Source organism: Streptomyces sp. NPDC053426, assembly GCF_055585405.1.
Map to the genome: position 1 here is coordinate 16,279 of NZ_JBVJKE010000032.1, position 20,863 is coordinate 37,141.

20 protein-coding genes are annotated in these 20,863 nt (G+C 72.5%); 10 read left to right on the top strand and 10 right to left on the bottom strand.

The window, feature by feature from the left end; all coding sequences use genetic code 11:
- Positions 1-62 precede the first annotated feature (62 nt).
- From ACZ62B_RS37150 to folE, 5 genes are all read left to right on the top strand, one after another.
- Positions 63-1,196, top strand: a complete 1,134-nt coding sequence (locus ACZ62B_RS37150; protein ID WP_469693766.1) for a zinc-dependent metalloprotease — start codon at positions 63-65, stop codon at positions 1,194-1,196.
- 192 nt (positions 1,197-1,388) lie between these two features.
- Positions 1,389-2,414 (top strand): tRNA lysidine(34) synthetase TilS, encoded by a 1,026-nt coding sequence (gene tilS, locus ACZ62B_RS37155; protein WP_344567267.1) that lies wholly within the window; start codon positions 1,389-1,391, stop codon positions 2,412-2,414.
- A gap of 68 nt (positions 2,415-2,482) precedes the next feature.
- Positions 2,483-3,043 carry a hypoxanthine phosphoribosyltransferase gene (hpt, locus tag ACZ62B_RS37160; protein ID WP_030863364.1) on the top strand — a complete coding sequence of 187 codons (561 nt, stop codon included), beginning with the start codon at positions 2,483-2,485 and terminating at the stop codon, positions 3,041-3,043.
- 187 nt (positions 3,044-3,230) lie between these two features.
- Complete coding sequence (ftsH, locus tag ACZ62B_RS37165) at positions 3,231-5,270, top strand: ATP-dependent zinc metalloprotease FtsH (RefSeq protein ID WP_344567409.1); 2,040 nt, start codon at positions 3,231-3,233, stop codon at positions 5,268-5,270.
- A 141-nt stretch (positions 5,271-5,411) separates the two neighbouring features.
- Complete coding sequence (gene folE, locus ACZ62B_RS37170; RefSeq protein WP_344567265.1) at positions 5,412-6,017, top strand: GTP cyclohydrolase I FolE; 606 nt, start codon at positions 5,412-5,414, stop codon at positions 6,015-6,017.
- Between the two features lie 143 nt (positions 6,018-6,160).
- On the opposite strand, the gene ACZ62B_RS37175 is transcribed toward folE, so the two are convergent.
- The 5 genes from ACZ62B_RS37175 to folP form a co-directional block, all read right to left on the bottom strand.
- On the bottom strand, positions 6,161-6,649 hold the full coding sequence (locus ACZ62B_RS37175) for a DUF3180 domain-containing protein (RefSeq protein ID WP_383461565.1): 489 nt from the start codon (positions 6,647-6,649) through the stop codon (positions 6,161-6,163).
- Positions 6,650-6,709: 60 nt separating this feature from the next.
- A complete protein-coding gene (folK, locus tag ACZ62B_RS37180; RefSeq protein ID WP_344567261.1) occupies positions 6,710-7,321 on the bottom strand; it encodes a 2-amino-4-hydroxy-6-hydroxymethyldihydropteridine diphosphokinase in 612 nt (203 codons plus the stop codon).
- The gene (gene folB, locus ACZ62B_RS37185; protein WP_468890289.1) at positions 7,318-7,677 is read right to left on the bottom strand and encodes a dihydroneopterin aldolase; all 360 of its coding nucleotides are present in this window, start codon (positions 7,675-7,677) and stop codon (positions 7,318-7,320) included. The genes folK and folB overlap by 4 nt, the downstream gene beginning before the upstream one ends.
- 261 nt (positions 7,678-7,938) lie before the next feature.
- On the bottom strand, positions 7,939-8,442 hold the full coding sequence (locus ACZ62B_RS37190; RefSeq protein ID WP_344567257.1) for a nuclear transport factor 2 family protein: 504 nt from the start codon (positions 8,440-8,442) through the stop codon (positions 7,939-7,941).
- The gene (gene folP / locus ACZ62B_RS37195) at positions 8,439-9,353 is read right to left on the bottom strand and encodes a dihydropteroate synthase (RefSeq protein WP_344567255.1); all 915 of its coding nucleotides are present in this window, start codon (positions 9,351-9,353) and stop codon (positions 8,439-8,441) included. Before folP ends, ACZ62B_RS37190 begins: the two co-directional genes overlap by 4 nt.
- Positions 9,354-9,724: 371 nt before the next feature.
- Between folP and ACZ62B_RS37200 the strand changes: the two genes are divergently transcribed.
- Positions 9,725-10,972: a hypothetical protein gene (locus tag ACZ62B_RS37200; protein WP_469693770.1), complete on the top strand. Its 1,248-nt coding sequence runs from the start codon at positions 9,725-9,727 to the stop codon at positions 10,970-10,972.
- A 536-nt stretch (positions 10,973-11,508) separates the two neighbouring features.
- Here the strand turns inward: ACZ62B_RS37200 and ACZ62B_RS37205 are convergent.
- The gene (locus ACZ62B_RS37205; RefSeq protein ID WP_344567253.1) at positions 11,509-12,843 is read right to left on the bottom strand and encodes a PH domain-containing protein; all 1,335 of its coding nucleotides are present in this window, start codon (positions 12,841-12,843) and stop codon (positions 11,509-11,511) included.
- The gene (locus ACZ62B_RS37210) at positions 12,840-13,370 is read right to left on the bottom strand and encodes a PH domain-containing protein (RefSeq protein WP_468721816.1); all 531 of its coding nucleotides are present in this window, start codon (positions 13,368-13,370) and stop codon (positions 12,840-12,842) included. The genes ACZ62B_RS37205 and ACZ62B_RS37210 overlap by 4 nt, the downstream gene beginning before the upstream one ends.
- 31 nt (positions 13,371-13,401) lie before the next feature.
- On the opposite strand from ACZ62B_RS37210, the gene ACZ62B_RS37215 reads away from it, so the two are divergent.
- A complete protein-coding gene (locus tag ACZ62B_RS37215) occupies positions 13,402-14,553 on the top strand; it encodes an NADH-quinone oxidoreductase subunit D (RefSeq protein ID WP_344567249.1) in 1,152 nt (383 codons plus the stop codon).
- Here the strand turns inward: ACZ62B_RS37215 and ACZ62B_RS37220 are convergent.
- The gene (locus ACZ62B_RS37220; RefSeq protein WP_469693773.1) at positions 14,518-15,573 is read right to left on the bottom strand and encodes an SAM-dependent methyltransferase; all 1,056 of its coding nucleotides are present in this window, start codon (positions 15,571-15,573) and stop codon (positions 14,518-14,520) included. The two genes, ACZ62B_RS37215 and ACZ62B_RS37220, sit on opposite strands and share 36 nt — an antisense overlap.
- A gap of 150 nt (positions 15,574-15,723) precedes the next feature.
- On the opposite strand from ACZ62B_RS37220, the gene ACZ62B_RS37225 reads away from it, so the two are divergent.
- The 3 genes from ACZ62B_RS37225 (at position 15,724) to ACZ62B_RS37235 (ending at position 18,331) form a co-directional block, all read left to right on the top strand.
- On the top strand, positions 15,724-16,926 hold the full coding sequence (locus tag ACZ62B_RS37225; protein ID WP_468890282.1) for a sensor histidine kinase: 1,203 nt from the start codon (positions 15,724-15,726) through the stop codon (positions 16,924-16,926).
- Positions 16,927-16,998: 72 nt separating this feature from the next.
- Positions 16,999-17,670 (top strand): response regulator, encoded by a 672-nt coding sequence (locus ACZ62B_RS37230; RefSeq protein WP_073936742.1) that lies wholly within the window; start codon positions 16,999-17,001, stop codon positions 17,668-17,670.
- Positions 17,671-17,701: 31 nt separating this feature from the next.
- Positions 17,702-18,331, top strand: a complete 630-nt coding sequence (locus tag ACZ62B_RS37235; RefSeq protein WP_344567242.1) for an AAA family ATPase — start codon at positions 17,702-17,704, stop codon at positions 18,329-18,331.
- An 18-nt stretch (positions 18,332-18,349) separates the two neighbouring features.
- On the opposite strand, the gene ACZ62B_RS37240 is transcribed toward ACZ62B_RS37235, so the two are convergent.
- Together ACZ62B_RS37240 and ACZ62B_RS37245 are read right to left on the bottom strand one after the other, a co-directional pair.
- Entirely contained in the window at positions 18,350-19,456 is a 1,107-nt protein-coding gene (locus ACZ62B_RS37240) for a DUF5937 family protein (protein WP_468890279.1), read from the bottom strand.
- Between the two features lie 214 nt (positions 19,457-19,670).
- On the bottom strand, positions 19,671-20,843 hold the full coding sequence (locus ACZ62B_RS37245; protein WP_469693775.1) for a threonine aldolase family protein: 1,173 nt from the start codon (positions 20,841-20,843) through the stop codon (positions 19,671-19,673).
- Positions 20,844-20,863: the final 20 nt, after the last annotated feature.

Below are 20,863 nucleotides of genomic sequence, written 5' to 3' on the forward strand. Positions count from 1 at the left end.
CGGGCCGCCCCCGCCGCCTCGCCACCCTGCCCCGATCCGGACCACTCACGTACCGTTGACGCATGACGAGCATCGGTGGTGCTGCCTCTTTCGGGATGGTCGACTGGAATCTCGCGGTCGCGACCGCGACCCGCCTCATGCGGCCGGGCCCCGACGTGAGCCGAGACGAGGCCAGGGCCGTCGTCGCGGAACTGCGCCGGCACGCGAAGGCCTCGGAGGAACACGTCCGGGGCTTCACTCGTCTGGGCACCGAGGAGACCCACGACACCCCCGTCCTCGTCGTCGACCGCCCCGGCTGGGTCCGGGCCAACGTCGCCGGCTTCCGCGAACTGCTCAAACCCCTCCTCGACAAGATGCAGGAACGGCGCGGCACCAGCCCCGGCAACGTGGTCCTCGGCGCCGTCGGCGGCAAGGTCACCGGCGTGGAACTGGGCATGCTGCTGTCCTTCCTCGCCTCCCGCGTCCTCGGCCAGTACGAGACCTTCGCCCCCGCCACCCGCGACCTGCCGGCCGGTGCGAACGGCGCCGGCCGACTGCTGCTCGTCGCCCCCAACATCGTCCACGTCGAACGCGAACTCGACGTCGAACCGCACGACTTCCGCCTGTGGGTGACCCTCCACGAGGAGACCCACCGCACCCAGTTCACCGCCGTGCCCTGGCTGCGGGACCACCTGGAGGGCGAGATCCAGTCGTTCCTGGGGGAGACCGACGTCGACCCCATGACCGTCCTGGAACGCGTCCGCGAGGCCGCGCAGTCCCTGGCCGGCGGCCGTCCCGAGGGCGAGGAGGGCGACGAGGGGCGCTCCCTCGTCGAACTCGTGCAGACCCCCGCCCAGCGCGAGATCCTCGGCCGGCTCACCGCCGTGATGTCCCTGCTGGAGGGCCACGCCGACTTCGTGATGGACGGCGTCGGACCCGCCGTCGTGCCGAGCGTCGCCGAGATCCGCGAGAAGTTCCAGCAGCGCCGCGCCAAGGGCGCCTCCCGCCTGGACATGGCCCTGCGCAAACTGCTCGGCCTGGACGCCAAGCTCCGCCAGTACCGCGACGGCGAACGCTTCGTGCGCGCCGTCGTCGAGGAGGTCGGCATGGACGGCTTCAACCGGGTGTGGACCTCGCCCAACACGCTCCCCACCAAGGCGGAGATCGCCAAACCGGCGGACTGGATCACACGGGTGCACCGCAAACCGGAAGCCTGAGCACCGCGCACCGTCATGCGCCGCACACGGCCGACGGCAGACGGACGCCCCTCCAATCACCCGTCCGAGGGACCGTGAGTCCCGAGTAGGCGTGCAATGCTCGGGGAACGGCCCGGTTCTGTCACCATCTACACACTCTGAGTGACCGAACCTCGGGCTCACCCCCCGACAACTTCATGAAGGGAACCGGACATGGGTCCCCATCCTGCGGTCGCGGCGATACGCCTGGCGGTCCGCCGCGTCCTGACCGACATCCTCGACGACCACGGCCGAGCCCCCGGCCGCGCACCGCACGAGCGGCCGCCCTCCCCGCTCGTGCTCGTGGCCTGCTCCGGCGGCGCCGACTCCATGGCGCTCGCCTCCGCCCTCGCCTTCGAAGCCCCCCGCCTCGGCGTCCGCGCCGGCGGCGTCACCGTCGACCACGGCCTCCAGGCCGGCTCCGACCTGCGCGCCGCCGAAGTCGCCTCGCGCCTGCGCGAACTCGGTCTCGACCCCGTCGAGTCCGCCGCCGTCACCGTCGGCCGGGGCGGTGGCCCGGAGGCCGCCGCCCGGGACGCCCGCTACGCCGCCCTGGACGCCGCCGCCGAACGGCACGGCGCCACCGCCGTCCTGCTCGGCCACACCCGCGACGACCAGGCCGAGACCGTCCTGCTCGGCCTCGCCCGCGGCTCGGGCATCCGCTCCCTGTCCGGAATGGCCGCGGTCTCGGGGGCCGACGGCCGTTACCGGCGTCCCTTCCTCCAGCTCGACCGGCAGACCGCCCGCAAGGCCTGCATGGTCCAGTCCCTGCCCGTCTGGGACGACCCGCACAACGCCGACCCCGCCTACACCCGCTCCCGGCTCCGCCACGAGGGTCTGCCCGCCCTGGAGAAGGCCCTCGGCAAGGGCGTCGTCGAGGCCCTCGCCCGTACGGCCCAGCTCTCCCGCGACGACGCGGACGCCCTCGACGCCTGGGCCGGCCGGGCCGAGGCCGGCGTCCGCGACGCCGACGGCCGCCTGGAGTGCGCCGCGCTGCACGACCTGCCGCCCGCCGTGCGCCGCCGTGTGCTGCGCCGCGCGGCCATCGAGGCCGGCGCGCCGGCCGGTTCGCTGTTCGCCCGCCACATCGAGGAAGTCGACCGGCTGATCACCGGCTGGCGCGGTCAGGGGGCCATCAATCTCCCCGGCCGGGTCGTGGCCCGTCGGCAGGGTGGCAGACTGGTGATTCGGCAGGGCTGAATCCGGACCCCACCGACCCGTACGAGTCGCGGGACGGACCGGACCGGCCGGTGGGACGACCGAAAGTGATGCGGGTGGACGCGAAAGACATGGGTGCCGACCTCGAGAAGGTGCTCATCACCAAGGAAGAGATCGACGCCAAGCTGGCGGAGCTGGCCGCGAAGATCGACGCGGAGTACGCGGGCAAGGACCTGCTGATCGTCGGCGTGCTCAAGGGCGCGGTGATGGTGATGGCCGACCTCGCGCGGGCGCTGTCCACCCCCGTCACGATGGACTGGATGGCCGTGTCCTCGTACGGGGCGGGCACCCAGTCCTCCGGTGTGGTGCGGATCCTCAAGGACCTCGACACCGACATCAAGGGCCGGCACGTCCTGATCGTCGAGGACATCATCGACTCCGGGCTGACCCTGTCCTGGCTGATCTCCAACCTCGGCTCGCGCGAGCCCGCCTCCCTCAAGGTGTGCACGCTGCTGCGCAAGCCCGACGCCGCCAAGGTCGCCATCGACGTGGAATGGGTCGGCTTCGACATTCCCAACGAGTTCGTCGTCGGCTACGGCCTCGACTACGCCGAGAAGTACCGCAACCTCCCGTTCGTCGGTACGCTCGCGCCACACGTCTACGGCGGCTGAAACCCGGGGCCGGGCCCGCCGTGCATGATCGGGAACCCCGGCGGGCTCCGCGGCGTTGGAGCATGCGTGGACGCGATTGCCGGCTGTCCCCCGCAGCTTCGGGGGACAAAGCTGGGGTACCGTCCGAAGAACAGCCTTTATCAAACTCACTATGGCAGGAGGGACGGGGCGGCACCGCTCCGTATGGATGGACGTGAAGCGATACTTCCGTGGGCCGGTCATGTGGATCGTGCTGGCCGTCCTCGCCGTGGTCGTGTTGATGCAGGTCGTCGGCTCGTCCGGCGGCTACAAGACGGTGGACACCGGCGAGGTCGTCCAGGCGATCAATGAGAACAAGGTCGAGTCGGCCAAGCTGACCACCGGCGACGAGCAGATGATCAAGGTCCAGCTCAAGGACGGCGCCGAGGTCAAGGACAGCTCGAAGATCCAGGCGAGCTACATCGGCGACCAGGGCGTCACCATCGCCAGCACGCTGCAGGACAAATTCCAGAACGATCAGATCCCGGACGGCTACACGGTCTCGCCGTCCAAGCAGAACGCGTTCGTGAGCATTCTGCTGTCGTTGCTGCCCTTCGTCCTCATCGTGGTCGTCTTCCTGTTCCTGATGAATCAGATGCAGGGCGGCGGCTCCCGCGTCATGAACTTCGGCAAGTCCAAGGCGAAGCTCATCACCAAGGACACCCCGAAGACGACGTTCTCCGACGTCGCGGGATCGGACGAGGCGGTGGAGGAGCTCCACGAGATCAAGGAGTTCCTGCAGGAGCCGGCGAAGTTCCAGGCCGTCGGGGCGAAGATCCCCAAGGGCGTCCTGCTCTACGGCCCGCCCGGTACCGGTAAGACCCTGCTCGCGCGTGCCGTCGCGGGCGAGGCCGGTGTGCCGTTCTACTCGATCTCCGGTTCCGACTTCGTCGAGATGTTCGTCGGTGTCGGTGCCTCCCGGGTCCGTGACCTGTTCGAGCAGGCCAAGGCCAACGCTCCCGCGATCGTCTTCGTCGACGAGATCGACGCGGTCGGCCGCCACCGCGGCGCCGGCCTCGGCGGTGGGCACGACGAGCGTGAGCAGACCCTGAACCAGCTCCTCGTCGAGATGGACGGCTTCGACGTCAAGGGCGGCGTGATCCTCATCGCCGCGACGAACCGGCCCGACATCCTCGACCCGGCGCTGCTGCGTCCCGGCCGCTTCGACCGCCAGATCGCGGTCGACCGCCCGGACATGCAGGGCCGCCTCGAGATCCTCAAGGTGCACCAGAAGGGCAAGCCGGTCGCCCCGGACGTCGACCTGTCGGCCGTCGCCCGCCGCACCCCCGGCATGACCGGTGCCGACCTGGCCAACGTGCTGAACGAGGCCGCGCTGCTGACCGCGCGCAGCGATCAGAAGCTGATCGACAACAAGATGCTGGACGAGGCGATCGACCGTGTGGTCGCGGGCCCGCAGAAGCGGACCCGGATCATGTCGGACAAGGAGAAGAAGATCACCGCGTACCACGAGGGCGGACACGCCCTGGTGGCGGCGGCCTCCCCGAACTCCGACCCCGTCCACAAGATCACGATCCTCTCCCGGGGCCGCGCCCTCGGCTACACGATGGTGCTCCCGGACGAGGACAAGTACTCGACCACGCGCAACGAGATGCTGGACCAGCTCGCCTACATGCTGGGCGGCCGTGCGGCCGAGGAACTCGTCTTCCACGACCCGACCACCGGTGCCGCCAACGACATCGAGAAGGCCACCGGTGTGGCCCGTGCGATGGTCACGCAGTACGGCATGACCGAGCGGCTCGGCGCCATCAAGTTCGGCGGCGACAACTCCGAGCCGTTCCTCGGACGTGAGATGGCTCACCAGCGCGACTACTCGGAAGAGGTCGCCGCGCTGGTCGACGAAGAGGTCAAGAAGCTCATCGAGACCGCGCACAACGAGGCGTGGGAGATCCTCGTCGAGAACCGTGACGTCCTCGACAACCTGGTCCTGGCCCTCCTGGAGCGGGAGACGCTGGGCAAGGAGGAGATCGCCGAGATCTTCGCGCCGATCGTCAAGCGTCCGCCCAGGCCCGCCTGGACCGGCTCCTCCCGCCGTACGCCGTCCACCCGCCCGCCGGTCCTCTCCCCCAAGGAGCTGGCCCTGACGAACGGGACGAACGGCGCGACGCCGGCCATCACCACCGCCAAGAGCACCGCGGCGGACCCCGCCCCGGCGCCGGAGCGGACCCCGGAGGAACGCCCCGAGAGCTGATCCCGAGGCCCCCGGTGGTCCCACCGGGCCCGGAATGGATGCCGTGCCCCCCTGGTTCTAGCCTGGGGGGCGCGGCATTTTGCGTACCCGCAGTTGAGACGCGTGCCCCCACGCGTGAAGGCACAGGAACGAGGCATCCACATGACCGACCCCGTGACGCTGGACGGCATGGCCACCATCGGCGAGTTCGACGAGAAGCGGGCCCAGAACGCCGTACGCGAACTCCTGATCGCGGTCGGCGAGGACCCGGACCGGGAGGGTCTGCTGGAGACTCCGGCGCGGGTGGCGCGGGCGTACCGGGAGATATTCGCGGGGCTGTGGCAGAAGCCCGAGGACGTGCTGACGACGACGTTCGACCTCGGTCACGACGAGATGGTGCTGGTCAAGGACATCGAGGTGTACTCGACCTGCGAGCACCACCTGGTGCCGTTCCGGGGTGTGGCGCACGTCGGGTACATCCCGGCCACCAGCGGCAAGATCACGGGATTGTCCAAGCTGGCCCGGCTGGTGGACGTCTACGCCCGCCGCCCGCAGGTGCAGGAACGACTCACCACGCAGATCGCGGACTCCCTGATGGACATCCTGGAGCCGCGCGGGGTGATCGTGGTCGTGGAGTGCGAGCACATGTGCATGTCGATGCGGGGCATCCGCAAGCCCGGCGCGAAGACCCTCACCTCGGCCGTGCGAGGCCAGCTGCGGGACGCGACGACGCGCAACGAGGCGATGAGCCTGATCATGGCGCGCTGACGCGACACACGCCACGCGCCGACGTGGACGGGCCTGAGGCTCTGGGCTGACGAGGGCGGGCTGAGACCCCGGGTCGACGCGGGTGTGCTTGAGGCTCCGTGTCGATGCGGGTGCGCTGAGGCCCAGGCCGGTGCGGGTGTGCCTCAGGCCGCCGGTGCCGTGCCCGGGCCGTTCGTGTCGTCGTCCTCCGGGAGCTTGCAGACACGCTCCAGGAAGATGGCCGCCGCTATGACGCCGATGCCCGCCAGGACCGAGAAGCCGGCGTAGATGGCCTGGTCACGGCGGGCGGGGACGTCCAGGGACTCCAGCAGGAAGACGCCCGTGCCGCCGTACATGCCGGCGACGAGCGCGGCCACCAGGGCGCTGGCCTGCCCGAACACGACCGCGCGGGCGGCCATCAGGGGGTCGACGCCCTTGGCGTCGGCCTGCCGCTCGCGCTGGGCCTTGAGGCGGGCGCGGATGGACAGCGCGGTGGCCGCGAGGACCACCGCGATCAGGGCGAGGACGATGGGCGCGGCCACGGGCACGCTCGGAAGGGTGCCCAAGGAGTTCCAGAGGCGGGCGCCGGCCCAGGACAGGATCCCGGCCACGACGAAGACGCCTGCCAGCACCCTGATGCGCAGCTCTTTCACGGTGTCCCTTCGCGTTCCCCCGGACGGTGCCCCGGAATGTGGTCGTGTCGACCTTAACGGCTACTCCGGCAGCCGGAGTTCCAGGTCCGCGCGGGGTGTGACGCCCTCACGGGTGACCGCGGCGAGGAGATCGGTGACCGGGCCGCGGCCGGGCAGCTCCGCCTCGGGGTCGACGTCGTGCCAGGGGGCGAGCACGAAGGCGCGCTCGTGGGCGCGCGGGTGCGGGAGCGTGAGCTGAGGGTCGTCGGAGTGGAGATCCGCGTACGAGACGATGTCCACGTCCAGGGTGCGCGGGCCCCAGCGCTCGTCCCGGACCCGGTGGAAGGCCTCCTCGACCGCGTGCGCCCGCTCCAGCAGGGAGGACGGGGGCAGGGTGGTCTTCAGCACCACGACCGCGTTGAAGTACGAGGGCTGGCTGCCGGGCTCGACGCCCCACGGCTCCGTCTCGTACACGGGGGAGACGGCCTTGACCCGGATGCCCGGGGTGTCCTCCAGGGCGTCGACGGCCCCCTGGAGGGTCTCCAGACGGTTGCCGAGGTTGGCGCCGAGGGAGACCACGGCCCGTTTCGGATTGTGCAGGGTGGTGTCGGCGGCGTCGACCCGCTCGACCACGGAGGCGGGGACGGGCTGAACGGTCGGGTCGGTCTGGCCCTGGGTGGACGGCCTGGTCATACGCGGCTCCGGGTGATGGTGACGGTCACGTCGTCGAAGGGCACGGTGATCGGCGCGTCCGGTTTGTGGACGCACACCTCGACCTCCTGCACCAGGTCGTGCTTCAGACAGACCTGGGCGATGTGCTCGGCGAGCGTCTCGATGAGGTTGAGCGGCTCGCCCTGGACGACCGCCACGACCTCCTCGGCCACGATGCCGTAGTGCACGGTCTTCGTCAGGTCGTCGTCGGCCGCGGCCGACCGGGTGTCCAGGCCGAGGACGAGGTCCACGATGAAGGTCTGGCCGTCTTCGCGTTCCTTGGGGAACACACCGTGGTGCCCGCGGGCCTTCAGGCCGCGCAGCGCGACACGATCCACACGAATCACTCCTGCAGTCGTCGGTCCGGCCGGTCGGTGCCTGTGCGGACGGCACACCGGCCTGCACTCGAATCTACCCGCGGGCACCGACAGCACCGGTGACCCGGGGGTGCGGGGACGGGCCGGTGGCAGGGGATTTCACCGTCCGTTTCCCCTGGGGAGGCCGGGGGCTCACGGGACGGTGGCCGCCCCCGCCCGCCCCGTCGTGATTCCCGCCACTTCCGGGGAGGGGACGACGGGCCATGAGGTCCGTCTACCCGCTCAGGCCGGGGTGTCGTCGTCCTCGGCGTCCTCCTCCTCGGCGAGGACCGGGGAGGCGTGGTGGGACCAGAGCTTCCAGCCGGACGGGGTGCGCCGGAACACGTTGGTGGCGACGACGAGCTGGCCGACCAGGGGGCCGAGCTCCTCGCCGGCCTCGGGGGCGGGGCCGCCGCTGAGGATGTTCTCGGTGCACGTCACCAGGGCGGTGTCGCCGGTGACGGAGACGTGCGTGTCGGTGAGGAAGAACTGGATGTAGTCGGTGTTCGCCATGATCAGGGCGTACGACCTGAGCACCTCGCCGCGCCCGGTGAGCACGGGCCAGCCGGGGTGCACGCAGGAGACCACGCCGGTGTCCGCGGGGTCGTGGTACGACTCGTCGACGCCGAGGTCGCCGGGGGTCAGCCAGAGCGACGCGACCTCCTCGAAGTCACCCCTTTCGAGCGCCTCGTAGAAGGCGGTGTTGGCGGCCTCGACGTGCTCGACGTCGGTGTGGGGTGCGCTCACCGGGCTCCTTCTGCGCCGTGCGCGCCGGGTTCGGGGGGTGTGGTGTCCGCCGTGCGCGCCTGCGCTATGGCGCGGGTGACCCGTACGGCGTCCGCGGTGGCGCGTACCTCGTGCACGCGGACCGCCCAGGCGCCGGCCTGCGCGGCGAGGGCGGAGACGGCGGCGGTGGCGGCGTCGCGCTCCCGCGCGGGCGGGGCCGCGCCGTCCGGACCGGCCAGGACACGGCCGAGGAACCGCTTGCGGGAGGCGGCGACGAGCACCGGGTGGCCGAGGGCCAGGACGCGGTCGAGGCGGGCGAGGAGGGCCAGGTCGTGGTCGGCGCCCTTGGAGAAGCCGAGTCCGGGATCGACGATCACGCGGTCGGCGGCGATCCCGCCTTCCAGGACGGCCTCCACGCGCGCGTGCAGTTCCCCGGCGACCTCCGTGACCACGTCGGTGTACACGCCCTCGATGTTGCCGCCCTCCAGGAAGCCGCGCCAGTGCATGACGACGAAGGGGGCGCCGGCGGCGGCGACGACGGGGATCATGGCCGGATCGGCGAGTCCGCCGCTGACGTCGTTGACCAGGGCGGCACCGGCCGCGAGGGACTGTTCGGCGACGGAGGCGCGCATGGTGTCGACGGATATGGTGACGCCCTCGGCGGCGAGGCCGCGGACCACGGGGATGACGCGCTTGAGCTCCTCGGCCTCGTCGACGCGGGTGGCGCCGGGCCGGGTGGACTCGCCGCCGACGTCGACCAGGTCGGCGCCCTGGGCCACCAGGTCGAGGCCGTGCTTGACGGCGGTCGTCGTGTCGAACCAGCGGCCGCCGTCGGAGAAGGAGTCGGGGGTGACGTTCACGACTCCCATGACCGCGCAGCGGTCCCAGTGAGGAAGGCCCGCGACCTGGCGGCGTCCGCTGTGGTTGCTCATATGTTCAGCGTAGGCCCGCGAGGGGCCGGGGCACGCCTCGGGCCGGGTGGGGCGTCCGGGGCCCGTGGGGTGCCGTGGAGGCGGCTCGGCGGCTCGGCGGCTCGGCGACGGTGTGCGGGCGGCTGCCCGGCAAAGCGGTCGGGATACGCGGAGTTCGCCGGGCGGAGTTCGGCGGGCGGTTCACGGGGCAATAAACGATCTTGATAATTGGGCAATACGTCTATTCACGTGTGTCGCGCGTTCCCTGATGCCCTGTGAAATCCTCGGTGCGGCTTTGTTTTTACGGGGCGGGGCACCATCATTCGCCTACGCGCGGTAAGTTTCTGGCCATGCCACGTGGACGTCACCGTCATTCCCCGCCTCTGCACAGGATGCTGCCCCCGTCGGCGATCGCAGGCGTGTCCGTCGTCTGCGCCCTGGGGCCCTGGGTTTTCACGCAACCGATGGTGCTTCGTGTCCTGGCCGCGGCCGCCGCGGTCACGGCGGTCGTCGGCGCCGCCGTCATGCGGCACTGGGACGCCCAGGCGGGCAAACGCGTCGCCGATCTCACGCGCGCGCGTGCGAGCGACGAATGGCGTTTCGAGGAGCGGGTCGCCGAACTGGAGTCCGACCTCGAGGAGTCGCGCGAGCTGCGGGCGAAACTGGAGCAGCGGTTGCGCGCCAAGCGCGCGGAACTCACCGGGCTGCGCAACGAGCACGCGGCTCTGCTGCGGCGGTACGCCGCGTCGGAGGTCGACCGGGCGAGCGTCCTGGAGGAACGCCGGGTGCTCGAGATAGAGGCCGCGGTTCCGGTCCGCGCGCTGCCGGCGGGACCGTCGGCGGCGCCCGGCGACGCGGAGGTGCCGGAGCAGGCGGGGCCCGGGACGGTGGAGCGGGACGAGGCCGTCGCCGAGGAGACGCCGGCGGCTCCGTCCGTCTTCTCGCCGGAGGGGTCGAAGCTGTTCCTGCGCGCCGACGCGGCACTGGCGCGGCTCGCCGCCGCCGCGGACGCGGACGCCGACGCCGTGGAGGACGGTGCCGACACGGACGTGGACGTACGGGCCGACGGGTCGGCCGGGCAGGCCGACGACGACGCCCGGACCGGTGACACGCCGAAGGACGACGGCTCCCCGAAGGGCGACGACGCCTCCGAGGGCCCCGAGGACGACGGCCCCGAGCCCACGAAGCGGTCCGGACGGGAACAGGCGCAGGAGGACGAGCCCGAGGCCGAGGGGCGGAGCGAGGCGGTCGACGAGCACGGGCGTACGACCGCCGACTCCCCCGCGCCGGCCGCTCCTTTGGCCCCGCCCGCGCGGCAGCCCTCCGGGCACTTCACCGTGCCGACGGCGGTGGCGGTCGTACCGCCGACCGCACCGGTACGGCAGCCGGTGTCCGAGGGGGGCTTCGACTTCTTCGGGACGAAGAAGGACACGGACGGCGCCGCCCTGGACACCGTCCAGAACGAGGACCTGGCCGACGTGGTCGGCCAGGAGGCGCTCGCGCTGCACAAGGCGGAGGCCGAGGCGCGGTTCAAGCCCGCCGACGAGGGGGAACGCGGCGTCGGCCAGGTCATCGACCTGACGGCACACGACGAGACGGAACACATCGACGTCGAGGACCTGCGCAGCGCGGTCTCCTGACCCACCGCACCAGCCGAACGGGCCCCGCGCACACCGCGCGGGGCCCGTTCGGCGTTCCGGTGCGCACACGCGCGTGCGGGCGATGCGCCCGTCCCTCCGGGGGCGGGCTCCTCCGTGCGGCCGTGTCCGTGCGGGTGCGGTTGACGCGTTCGCGGGCGGGGGTGCGGTAGAGGGCCGTGCCGTGCCCGCGCGGGTGCGGGCGATGCCGTCCAACGGCAGGGACGGGCTCCCACGGCCGGTGCACGTCCTTCCCTCCGCCCCGCACGCCGTCCGTCTCCAGTGGCCCCGGCGGACGTTCTCGCGGCCTGCGCCGTCGCCTCAGCAGTCCTGGCGAGCCCGCTTCCGGCCTCTGCGCGCCGTCTGTCCCAACAGCCTCGGCAGGCCCGCTCCCACCCCTTGCGCTGTCTGTCTCAACGGCCCCGGCAGGTGTTCCCGGGCCTGGGTGCCGCCGCCTCAGTGGCCCCCGGCAGTCGCTTCCGCCCCCTGTGCGCCGTCGGCCTCAGCAGCCCCGGCAGGCGTTCCGCCGGCTGTGCGGGTCAGGCCATCCAGCGGTCCGGGCGGGCGTCCCTGCGGCCGGTGCGGGAGCGTTCCGCCTGGGAGTGGAGGAGGGCCGCCGCCTCCGTGGCGTCCCGGAGGCGGGCCGTCACCGACTTGTTCGCACCGGTGTCCACGTGGACGTCCGCGACCCCTCGGGCCCGCTGCCAGGGGCCCTGGACCAGCCGTACGCTCTGCACCTTGGCGTGCGGCACCAGGGACAGGCTGCGCCGCAGCAGCCCGTGGCGGGCGGCGAACACCGCGTCGGTGACGGCGAGTCCGTAACCCCGCCACCACAACGGGACGCACCACCGCGCGCGGCGCGGCGGCCGGGAGAGCGCCTCGCGCGGGGGCACGCTCACCCCGGGCAGCACCCGCGCGACGACCGATTCGGCGAGTTCGCGCGGAGCGACCGGCAGCAGCAGGGAGTTGGACGAACCCGCCACGTCCAGTTCCACCCGCACCCAGTCGCGCCGCCGCCACAGCAGCGGCTCGATCAGCCGTACCGTCTGCACGCGCCCCGGCGGCACCGTCTCGTGCGCCCGGTCCAGCAGCCCGTGGTCGATGCGCAGCCCGTCGGGCGACTCGCCCAGCGTCCAGTCGTACTCGGCGACGAACCGGCCCACACTGCTCGCGCCCGCGGCGCCGAGCAGCGGCACGGCCGCGGCGAGCACCGTCCACAGGCTGTGGGTGGCCGTCCACAGCAGCGGCACCACCACGGCGGCGACCAGGAGCCAGCCCCAGGTCGCCCCGGTCAGCAGAAGGGAGACGGCGAGGACGCCCGGCGGCACCCGCAGCATCTCCCGGGACGGCGCCTCGCCCACCTCGTGCGCGGTCTCCGGAGCGAAACCCGCCGCCCGCGCGAGGAGTTCCGCGCGCAGGGCGCGCGCCTCGTCGGCGCCCAGGAAGGCGAGTTCGTCCTTCTTGTCGGTGCCTATGACGTCGAGTCTGAGCTTCGCCACGCCCGCCACCCGCGCGAGCAGCGGCTGGGTGACGTCGATGGCCTGGATCCGCTCGAGGCGGATGTGCGCGGTGCGCCGGAACAGCAGCCCGGTCCGGATGCGCAGCTCGCTCTCGGTCACCGCGAAACGAGTGAACCACCAGGTCAGAAAGCCGTAGAGGGCGGCGGCCGGAATGAGTACGGCGAGACCGATCAGCAGGTGCGTCGTCGTCAGCCGGGTCAGCTGGCGCTGCGCCTGGTCGGGGTCGTGCAGCGCCCACCCGATCAGCACCGCGACGGGCGCCCACGCCCGCCTGAGCGGCGTGACGGGGTGCAGCCGCCTCTCGGTCACGGGCGGCCGGCCGCGTACGTCCTCGTGGACGTCGGGGGCCGTCACAGCCCCGCCGATCGGGCCTCGCCGAGCTCGGTGAGCCGGTCGCGCAGCCGCTCCGCCTCGGCCGGGTCGAGGCCGGGGATGGTGGCGTCGGTCGCCGCGGCGGCCGTGTGCAGCTGCACGCTGGACAGCCCGAAGTGCCGTTCCACCGGCCCGGAGGTGACCTCGACCAGTTGCATCCGCCCGTACGGCACGACCGTCTCCTGGCGCCACAGGACACCCCGGCTGATCAGCAGGTCGTCGGCGCGCTCCGCGTAGCGCCAGGAACGCCAGTTCCGCTCCAGCAGCACCCAGCCCCAGATCAGCAGGGCCAGCGGCAGCAGCGCGAAGGCGGCCCAGCCGGGCCCGGCCAGCAGCCCCGGCACCAGCGCGGAGGCCAGGGTCAGCAGCCCCAGCCACACCACCAGCAGCAGCCGCCGCATCCTCAGCAGCCCCGGGGGCAGCGCGAACCACACCGGCTCCTCGCCGCCCGGGACCGCCGGCCTGCCCGTTCCCGCGGTCCCCGTGTCGTGCGGGCTCCCCGTCTCCATGGGCCCAGCGTACGTAGGGGAGACTGTGTTCATGACTCCTACGACGGAGACCATGGTCGGTATCGGCGGCGCGGCGGAGAGCACCGACATGGTGCTCAACATCGGGCCCCAGCACCCGTCCACGCACGGCGTGCTGCGGCTGAAGCTCGTCCTGGACGGCGAGCGCGTCGTCCGCGCGGAGCCCGTGATCGGCTATATGCACCGGGGCGCGGAGAAGTTGTTCGAGGCCCGGGACTACCGCCAGATCATCATGCTGGCCAACCGTCACGACTGGCTGTCGGCGTTCTCCAACGAGCTGGGCGTGGTCCTCGCCGTGGAGCGGATGCTCGGCATGGAGGTCCCCGAGCGCGCGGTGTGGCTGCGCACCCTGCTCGCGGAGCTGAACCGGGTGCTCAACCACCTGATGTTCCTCGGCTCCTATCCGCTGGAACTGGGCGGCATCACCCCGATCTTCTACGCCTTCCGGGAGCGCGAGGAGCTCCAGCACGTCATGGAGGAGGTCTCCGGCGGGCGCATGCACTACATGTTCAACCGCGTGGGCGGCCTCAAGGAGGACCTCCCGGCGGGATGGGCCGCACGCGCGCGTGGCGCCGTCGCCGACGTGCGCTCCCGCATGGACCGCTTCGACGACCTGGTGCTCGGCAACGAGATCTTCCGCGGCCGTACGCGCGGCGTCGGCGTGCTGTCGCCCCAGGCGGTGCACGCGTACGGGGTGAGCGGGCCGATCGCCCGCGCGTCCGGCGTCGACTTCGACCTGCGCCGCGACGAGCCGTACCTCGCCTACGGCGAACTGGGCGACGTCCTGAAGGTGGTGACCCGCGCGGAGGGCGACTGCCTCGCCCGTTTCGAGTGCCTCCTGGAGCAGACCCACAACGCCCTCGACCTCGCCGACGCCTGCCTCGACCGGCTCGCCGAGCTCCCCCCGGGCCCGGTCAACCAGCGGCTCCCCAAGGTGCTCAAGGCGCCCGAGGGGCACACGTACGCGTGGACCGAGAACCCGCTCGGCATCAACGGCTACTACCTGGTCAGCAAGGGCGAGAAGACCCCGTACCGGCTGAAGCTGCGCTCGGCGTCGTACAACAACATCCAGGCGCTCACCGAGCTGCTGCCGGGGACGCTGGTCGCGGACATGGTGGCGATCCTCGGGTCACTGTTCTTCGTCGTCGGAGACATCGACAAATAGGTCCCCCGCGGCGAACAGGGCCCCCGCGACCCCCACCGGCTGCACCAGCCACCCGAAGTCGCCGAGCCCGCCCGGCGCGGTGAGTTCGGCGGCTTCCCCGGCGCCCGCGAGGGCGCGTACGTACCCGGCCGGGTCGGTGGATGCCAGCGTGAGCGGAGGGCGTGCGCCGCCGACGCCCAGCGCGCGCAGGGCGTCCCGCTGGGTCAGCAGGCGCGTGCCGGGGAGCGCGCCGGCCGCGGCGCACGCGTCCAGGGCCACATGCGCGGTGAGGTCGCACGACCCGTCCGGCACGGGTGTCGTCTCCCGCCCCTCCCGGAACGCCGTGAGCGTCCCGAACGGCGGCCGCGCGGTGGCCGTGTGCGCGTAGTCCACGGCGACGGCGAGCCCCCGCGCGAGCGTGCCGACGGCCGACGCCCAGGCCCGGTCCCGCGGCAGCCCGATCTCCGCGCGGAGCCCCTCTTCGGCCCCCAACGGCCACCACCGCGCCAGCCACTCGGCCGCCGCACCCGCGACCGGCTCCCCGAGCCGCTCCGTCCCGTCCTCCCGCACCAGCACCAGCCGCGGTACGCCCGACGGGTCCACCTCGGCGACGTCCACGGGCACGTTGTCCAGCCACTCGTTGGCGAAGAGCAGCCCAGTGATCCCTTGCGGGGGCTCGGCCCGCCACTCGATCCGGTGATCCAGCCCGGCCGGCCGGTCGGCGAGCTCGACGGCGTACGCCCGCACGCGCGGCGCCACGTCGGCGGGCAGCGCGGCGAGGACACCGGTGACCAGCTCGCCCCGCCCGGCCGCCATGTCCACGAAGCCGAGCACCGCAGGGCGTCCCAGCGCCTCGTCGACCCGGCACAGCAGCCGCGCGACGGCGCCGGCGAACAGCGGCGAGGCGTGCACGGACGTACGGAAGTGCCCGGCCGGGCCCGCGCCGGACCCGCGGTAGAAGCCGCCAGGGCCGTACAGGGCGTCCTGGGCCGCCGCCCGCCAGCCCCGCGGGCCGCCGCCCTCCACAGCCCCTGCGGTCACCGGTTCCACACCCCCGCCGTCACTGTCGTCACCGGCCCAGGTTAAGCGCGCGGATATGCCGGGCCTCCACCTTGCGGAGTACACGTGCCGACCGGGGATCGGCCCTCCGGTTGACCCCTGCACGCATTTCGCTTCCCTACGCTGGGTTACGTGCAGCGCCTCTATGACTTCCTCCGCAGACACCCGACGTGGGTCGACGGCTTCTGGGCCGTGGTCCTCTTCGGAATTTCGGTGCTCGGCGGAGCGAGCATGGAGGAGGCCCGGGGGACGGATCTGCCCGCCCTCACGGTGCCCGTCATGCTGCTGCTGTCGCTGGTCGTCGCGCTGCGCCGCCGGATGCCCGAACGGATGCTGGTCCTCGCCCTCGCCGTGGGCCTGGGGCAGCTGATCGCGGACGTGGCGACGATGCCCGCCGACTTCGCCCTGCTGGTGATCGTCTACACGGTCGCGGCGGTCGGGGCCCGCTGGGCCTCCCGACTCGCGCTGACCGCCGCGCTGATCGCGGCTCCGCTGGCGCAGTTGCGCTGGCCCGACCACGAGGCGGGCACGGCGCAGAACATCGCCATAATGATCTTCCAGGCCGTGCCGTTCGCCCTCGCCTGGGTGCTCGGCGACTCCATCCGCACCCGCCGCGCGTACTTCGCGCAGCTGGAGGAGCGGGCCGCCCGGCTGGAGAAGGAGCGCGAGGCGCAGGCCAAGGTCGCGGTCGCCGCCGAACGCGCCCGGATAGCCCGCGAGCTGCACGACGTCGTCGCGCACAACGTGTCGGTGATGGTGGTGCAGGCCGACGGCGCCGCCTACGTCCTCGACGCCGCCCCCGACCAGGCCAAGAAGGCCCTGGAGACGATCTCCTCCACCGGCCGCCAGGCCCTCGCCGAGATGCGCCGCCTGCTGGGCGTGCTGCGCACCGGCGAGCACCAGGAGGCCGGGGAGTACGTGCCGCAGCCCGACGTGCAGCAGATAGAGGACCTCGTCGAGCAGTGCCGGGGGTCGGGACTGCCGGTGGACTTCAAGGTCGAGGGCACCCCGCGCCCGCTGCCCAGCGGCGTCGAGCTCACCGCGTACCGCATCGTGCAGGAGGCGCTCACCAACACCCGCAAGCACGGGGGCTCCGACGTGGGCGCCAGCGTGCGCCTGGTGTACTTCGACGACGGTCTCGGCCTCCTGGTGGAGGACGACGGCAAGGGCGCCCCGCACGAGCTGTACGAGGAGGGCGGCTTCGACGGGCAGGGCCACGGCCTGATCGGCATGCGCGAGCGGGTCGGCATGGTCGGCGGCACCCTGGACGCGGGCCCGCGCCCCGGCGGAGGATTCCGCATCAGCGTGCTGCTGCCGCTCAAACCCGCGCATTGACGCCCGCGCACGCCCCCTGTTGACACCTGTCACACCCCGCGACGACTTGACGACCGAATGGAAGAGGCCCCGATGACGATCCGCGTGATGCTCGTCGACGACCAGGTGCTGCTGCGCACCGGGTTCCGGATGGTGCTCGCCGCCCAGCCGGACATGGACGTCGTGGCGGAGGCGGGCAACGGCGTCGAGGCCCTGGAGGTGCTGCGGTCCACCGCCGTCGACGTGGTGCTGATGGACGTGCGCATGCCCAAGCTCGACGGCGTGGAGACGACCCGCCGGATCTGCGCGGACACCGACCCGCCGAAGGTGCTGATCCTCACCACCTTCGACCTCGACGAGTACGCCTTCTCCGGACTGAAGGCGGGCGCGTCCGGCTTCATGCTCAAGGACGTGCCGCCGGGCGAGCTGCTCGCCGCGATCCGCGCGGTGCACAGCGGCGACGCCGTGGTCGCCCCGTCCACCACCCGCCGGCTCCTGGACCGGTTCGCGCCGATGCTGCCCAGCACGGGCAAGCAGCCCGAGCACAAGGAGCTGGAGCGCCTCACCGAGCGCGAGCGGGAGGTCATGGTGCTGGTCGCGCAGGGCCTGTCCAACGGCGAGATCGCGGCCCGGCTGGTGCTGTCCGAGGCGACCGTGAAGACCCACGTGGGCCGCATCCTGACCAAGCTGGGCCTGCGGGACCGGGTGCAGGTGGTCGTCCTCGCCTACGAGACGGGTCTGGTACGGGCCGGCGGACACGGCTGAACGGACGGCCGCGCGCCGGTAGGGTGCGCGCATGCTCCTGTGGATCAACGGCCCCTTCGGGGGCGGCAAGACACAGACCGCACACGAGATACAGCGCCGCCTGCCGGGCAGCGTCGTCTGCGACCCGGAGCACCCCGGGTTCGGCCTGCACCGCATGCTGCCGCCCGGACTGCGCGGCGACTTCCAGGACCTGCGGGCCTGGCGGCAGGGCGTCGTCGAGGTCCTCGACCTGGCCCTGACCGAGCAGGACGGCGTGGTGATCGCCCCCATGACCGTCACCGACGCCGGGCACTTCGCGGAGACCGTCGGCCGGCTGCGCGAACTCGGCCACGACGTGCGCCACTTCACCCTCCTCGCCGAGCGCGCGACGGTGCTGCGGAGGCTGCGCGAACGCCGCATCGGCGAGTTCGTGCGGTACGCGAGGGCGAAGGACGGGCCGCGCGGGGAGAGCTGGGCGGTGCGGCGGCTCGACCACTGCCTGGAGCGGCTGAGCGAGCCGGAGTTCGCCGAGCACCTGTGGACGGACCACACCACGGTGCCGAAGACGGCGGACCGCATCGCGGTCCTGGCCGGGCTGAAGCTGCGCCCCAACCACGAGGGCCGGCTGCGGACCCGGCTGCGGCAGGCGGGCGTGGGCATCCGCCACATCCGCTTCGACTGACGGACGCCGTACGCGCCGTCAGCGCAGGATCCCCTCCAGGAAGTCGCTGCCGAGCCGGGCCACCACCGTCACGTCCAACTGGTGCAGTACGTACCGCCCACGGCGGCGGGTGGTGATCAGGCCGGCCTTCTTCAGCACGCTCAGGTGCCGGGATATCTCCGGCGCCGTCATGCCGTGCACCTGGACCAGCTCGCCGGTGGTGTACGCGCTGCGGGCGAGGTGGCGGCACATGCGCATGCGGACCGGGTGGGACAGCGCGGTCATCCGCAGGGCGAGCTGCTCGACCGTCGGCGGGGCGGCCGGCTCGGCGGAGCCGACCGGGTAGTGCAGCACCGGCTGCCAGCCGTACCGGTGCAGCACCATCAGGTGCGGCCAGCCGAGACTGGTCGGGATCAGCAGCAGCCCGCCGTCGCCCGTGGCCGTACGCCCCTCACCCAGCTTGTCGACGGTGATCCGCCCGGCGGTCTCGTCGAGCGTCACCGCGGGCGACACCGCCGCCAGCGCCTCGGCCAGTCCCTTGTGCCGGAGCAGGTCGGTCTTGTGACGGGTGTCCGCGGCGAGCTGATGCCGCAGCCGGGACCACGCCTCGGCGAAGAACGCCTCGTCGCAGTCCCGCAGGAACTGCCGCAGCCAGTCCCTGATCCGCGGCGGGTCGGCGAGCAGCCGCTCGGTGAACTCCGTCTGGCGCGGCCCCCGCGCGGCGGCCAGCTCCAGCGAGCGGCGCCGCAGTCCTTCATCGGTGAGCGGGCCCGCGCCCGGAGCGCCGTAGGGGAGCGCGCAGGTGAACTCCAGGGCGGCGTCCACGAACTGCTCGTCGGACAGCTTGTCCAGCAGGTCCAGTTCCTCGGTGAGGGTCCCGCCCGGGAGCGTCGTGCGGCCCGGTATGCCGGCGCTCGGCAGGAACAGGTCCGAGAACGTCGTGCGCCACAGGAAGTCGGCCTCGCACATCCGGTCCGCGAGATGCGGGTCCAGTCGCGCGGTCACGCCCGTCACCCAGCCCTGGAGCTTCGGGTGGTGCCCCGGCTCGGACAGCGCGTGCAGCGCCATGCCGAGCTCGGCCAGGGGCGAGGGCACGACGGTGACCCTCTCCGGCCGCAGCCCCGCGATGTCGATGCTCACGCTCATGCACACATGGTGCACCCCGCCACCTGCCGGTGAGGAGTTCTCGCCCCCGCCGCCCCTTCCCGTCCCGAACCCGGGGCTCCGCCCCGGACCCCGCTCCTCAAACGCCGGAGAGGCTGGCATCCAGCCCCCCCGGGGGACGGGAAGGGGAAGGGGCGGCGGGGGCGGGGAAACCCTCAGACCCGGAGCAGCCGCCGCGCGAACTCCGGGGAAACCCTCAGGCCCGGAGCAGCCGCCGCGCGAACTCCACCGCCGCCGCGCGTACGTCCTCGGCCGTCCACTCCAGCCCCGCGGAACGCACGTACACCTCCGCGAAGGACAACCCCGGCCCCTTCGGATCCCAGTGGTTGGCGAAAAGCACCGTTCCCGTCTCCTCGGCCGCCCGGATCGCCACCTCGGCGACGACGTCCGCGTCGTACGGCAGCCACACCTGGAAGTCATGGGTGTGCGGCACCTCGGGGTGGACGCGGAACCAGGGCAGCCCCCCTGCTTCCAGCCCCTCCCGCAGCGCGGCGGCCACCACGCGCGCGTGCCGGACGTACTCCGGCAGCCGTGGCAGCTCCCGCTCCAGACCGATCAACGCCGACAGCGCGGTCGGGAACTGCTGGAACACGTTGCCCCCGTACCGGTGCCGCCAGGCCCGCGCCTCCTCGATCAGGCTCGCGGGACCGGCGAGGGCGGCGCCGCCATAGGCGTCGAGGGACTTGTAGAACGACACGTAGACGCTGTCCGCGAGGCCCGCGATCTCCTCCAGCGGCCGGCCGAAGTGCTCGGTGCACTCCCACAGCCGGGCCCCGTCGAAGTGCACGACCGCCTCGCGTTCCCGCGCGGCGGCCACCACCTCGGTCAGCTCCTCCCACGTGGGCAGCACGAAACCGGCGTCCCTGAGCGGCAGCTCCAGCATCAGCGCCCCGAAGGGCTCCTCGAAGTCGCGGACCTCCTCGGCGGTGGGCAGCCGGGGCTCGCTCGTCATCCGCACCGGCCGCAACCCGCTGACCTGGCTGAACGCGTTCCGCTCGTACACCTCCGGGTGGCTGAGCGGATGCAGCGCGACCGCCGGGTCGCCGGTGCGGCCGGCCCAGCAGCGCAGCGCCACCTGCTGGGCCATCGTGCCGGTCGGGAAGAACGCGGCGGCCTCGGTGCCGAGCAGACCGGCGACCCGCTTCTCCAGGGCCTCGACGACGCCGTTGCCGTAGATGTCGGACGTCTCGTCGAGGTCGTACACGCTCCCCGCCGCCTCCAGCAGGGTCAGCCGCTCCGAGAGGGGGGCGAGGAAGTCGAGGCGCGCGAGCACGCGCGGGGCGGCGCGCCAGGCGGCGATCCGCCGCTTCCGCAACGCCGTGGGGTCGCTCGTGCCGTCCGTGTCATTCGTGCCGTCCGTATCACTCATGCGCGCGATCATGCCGCGCC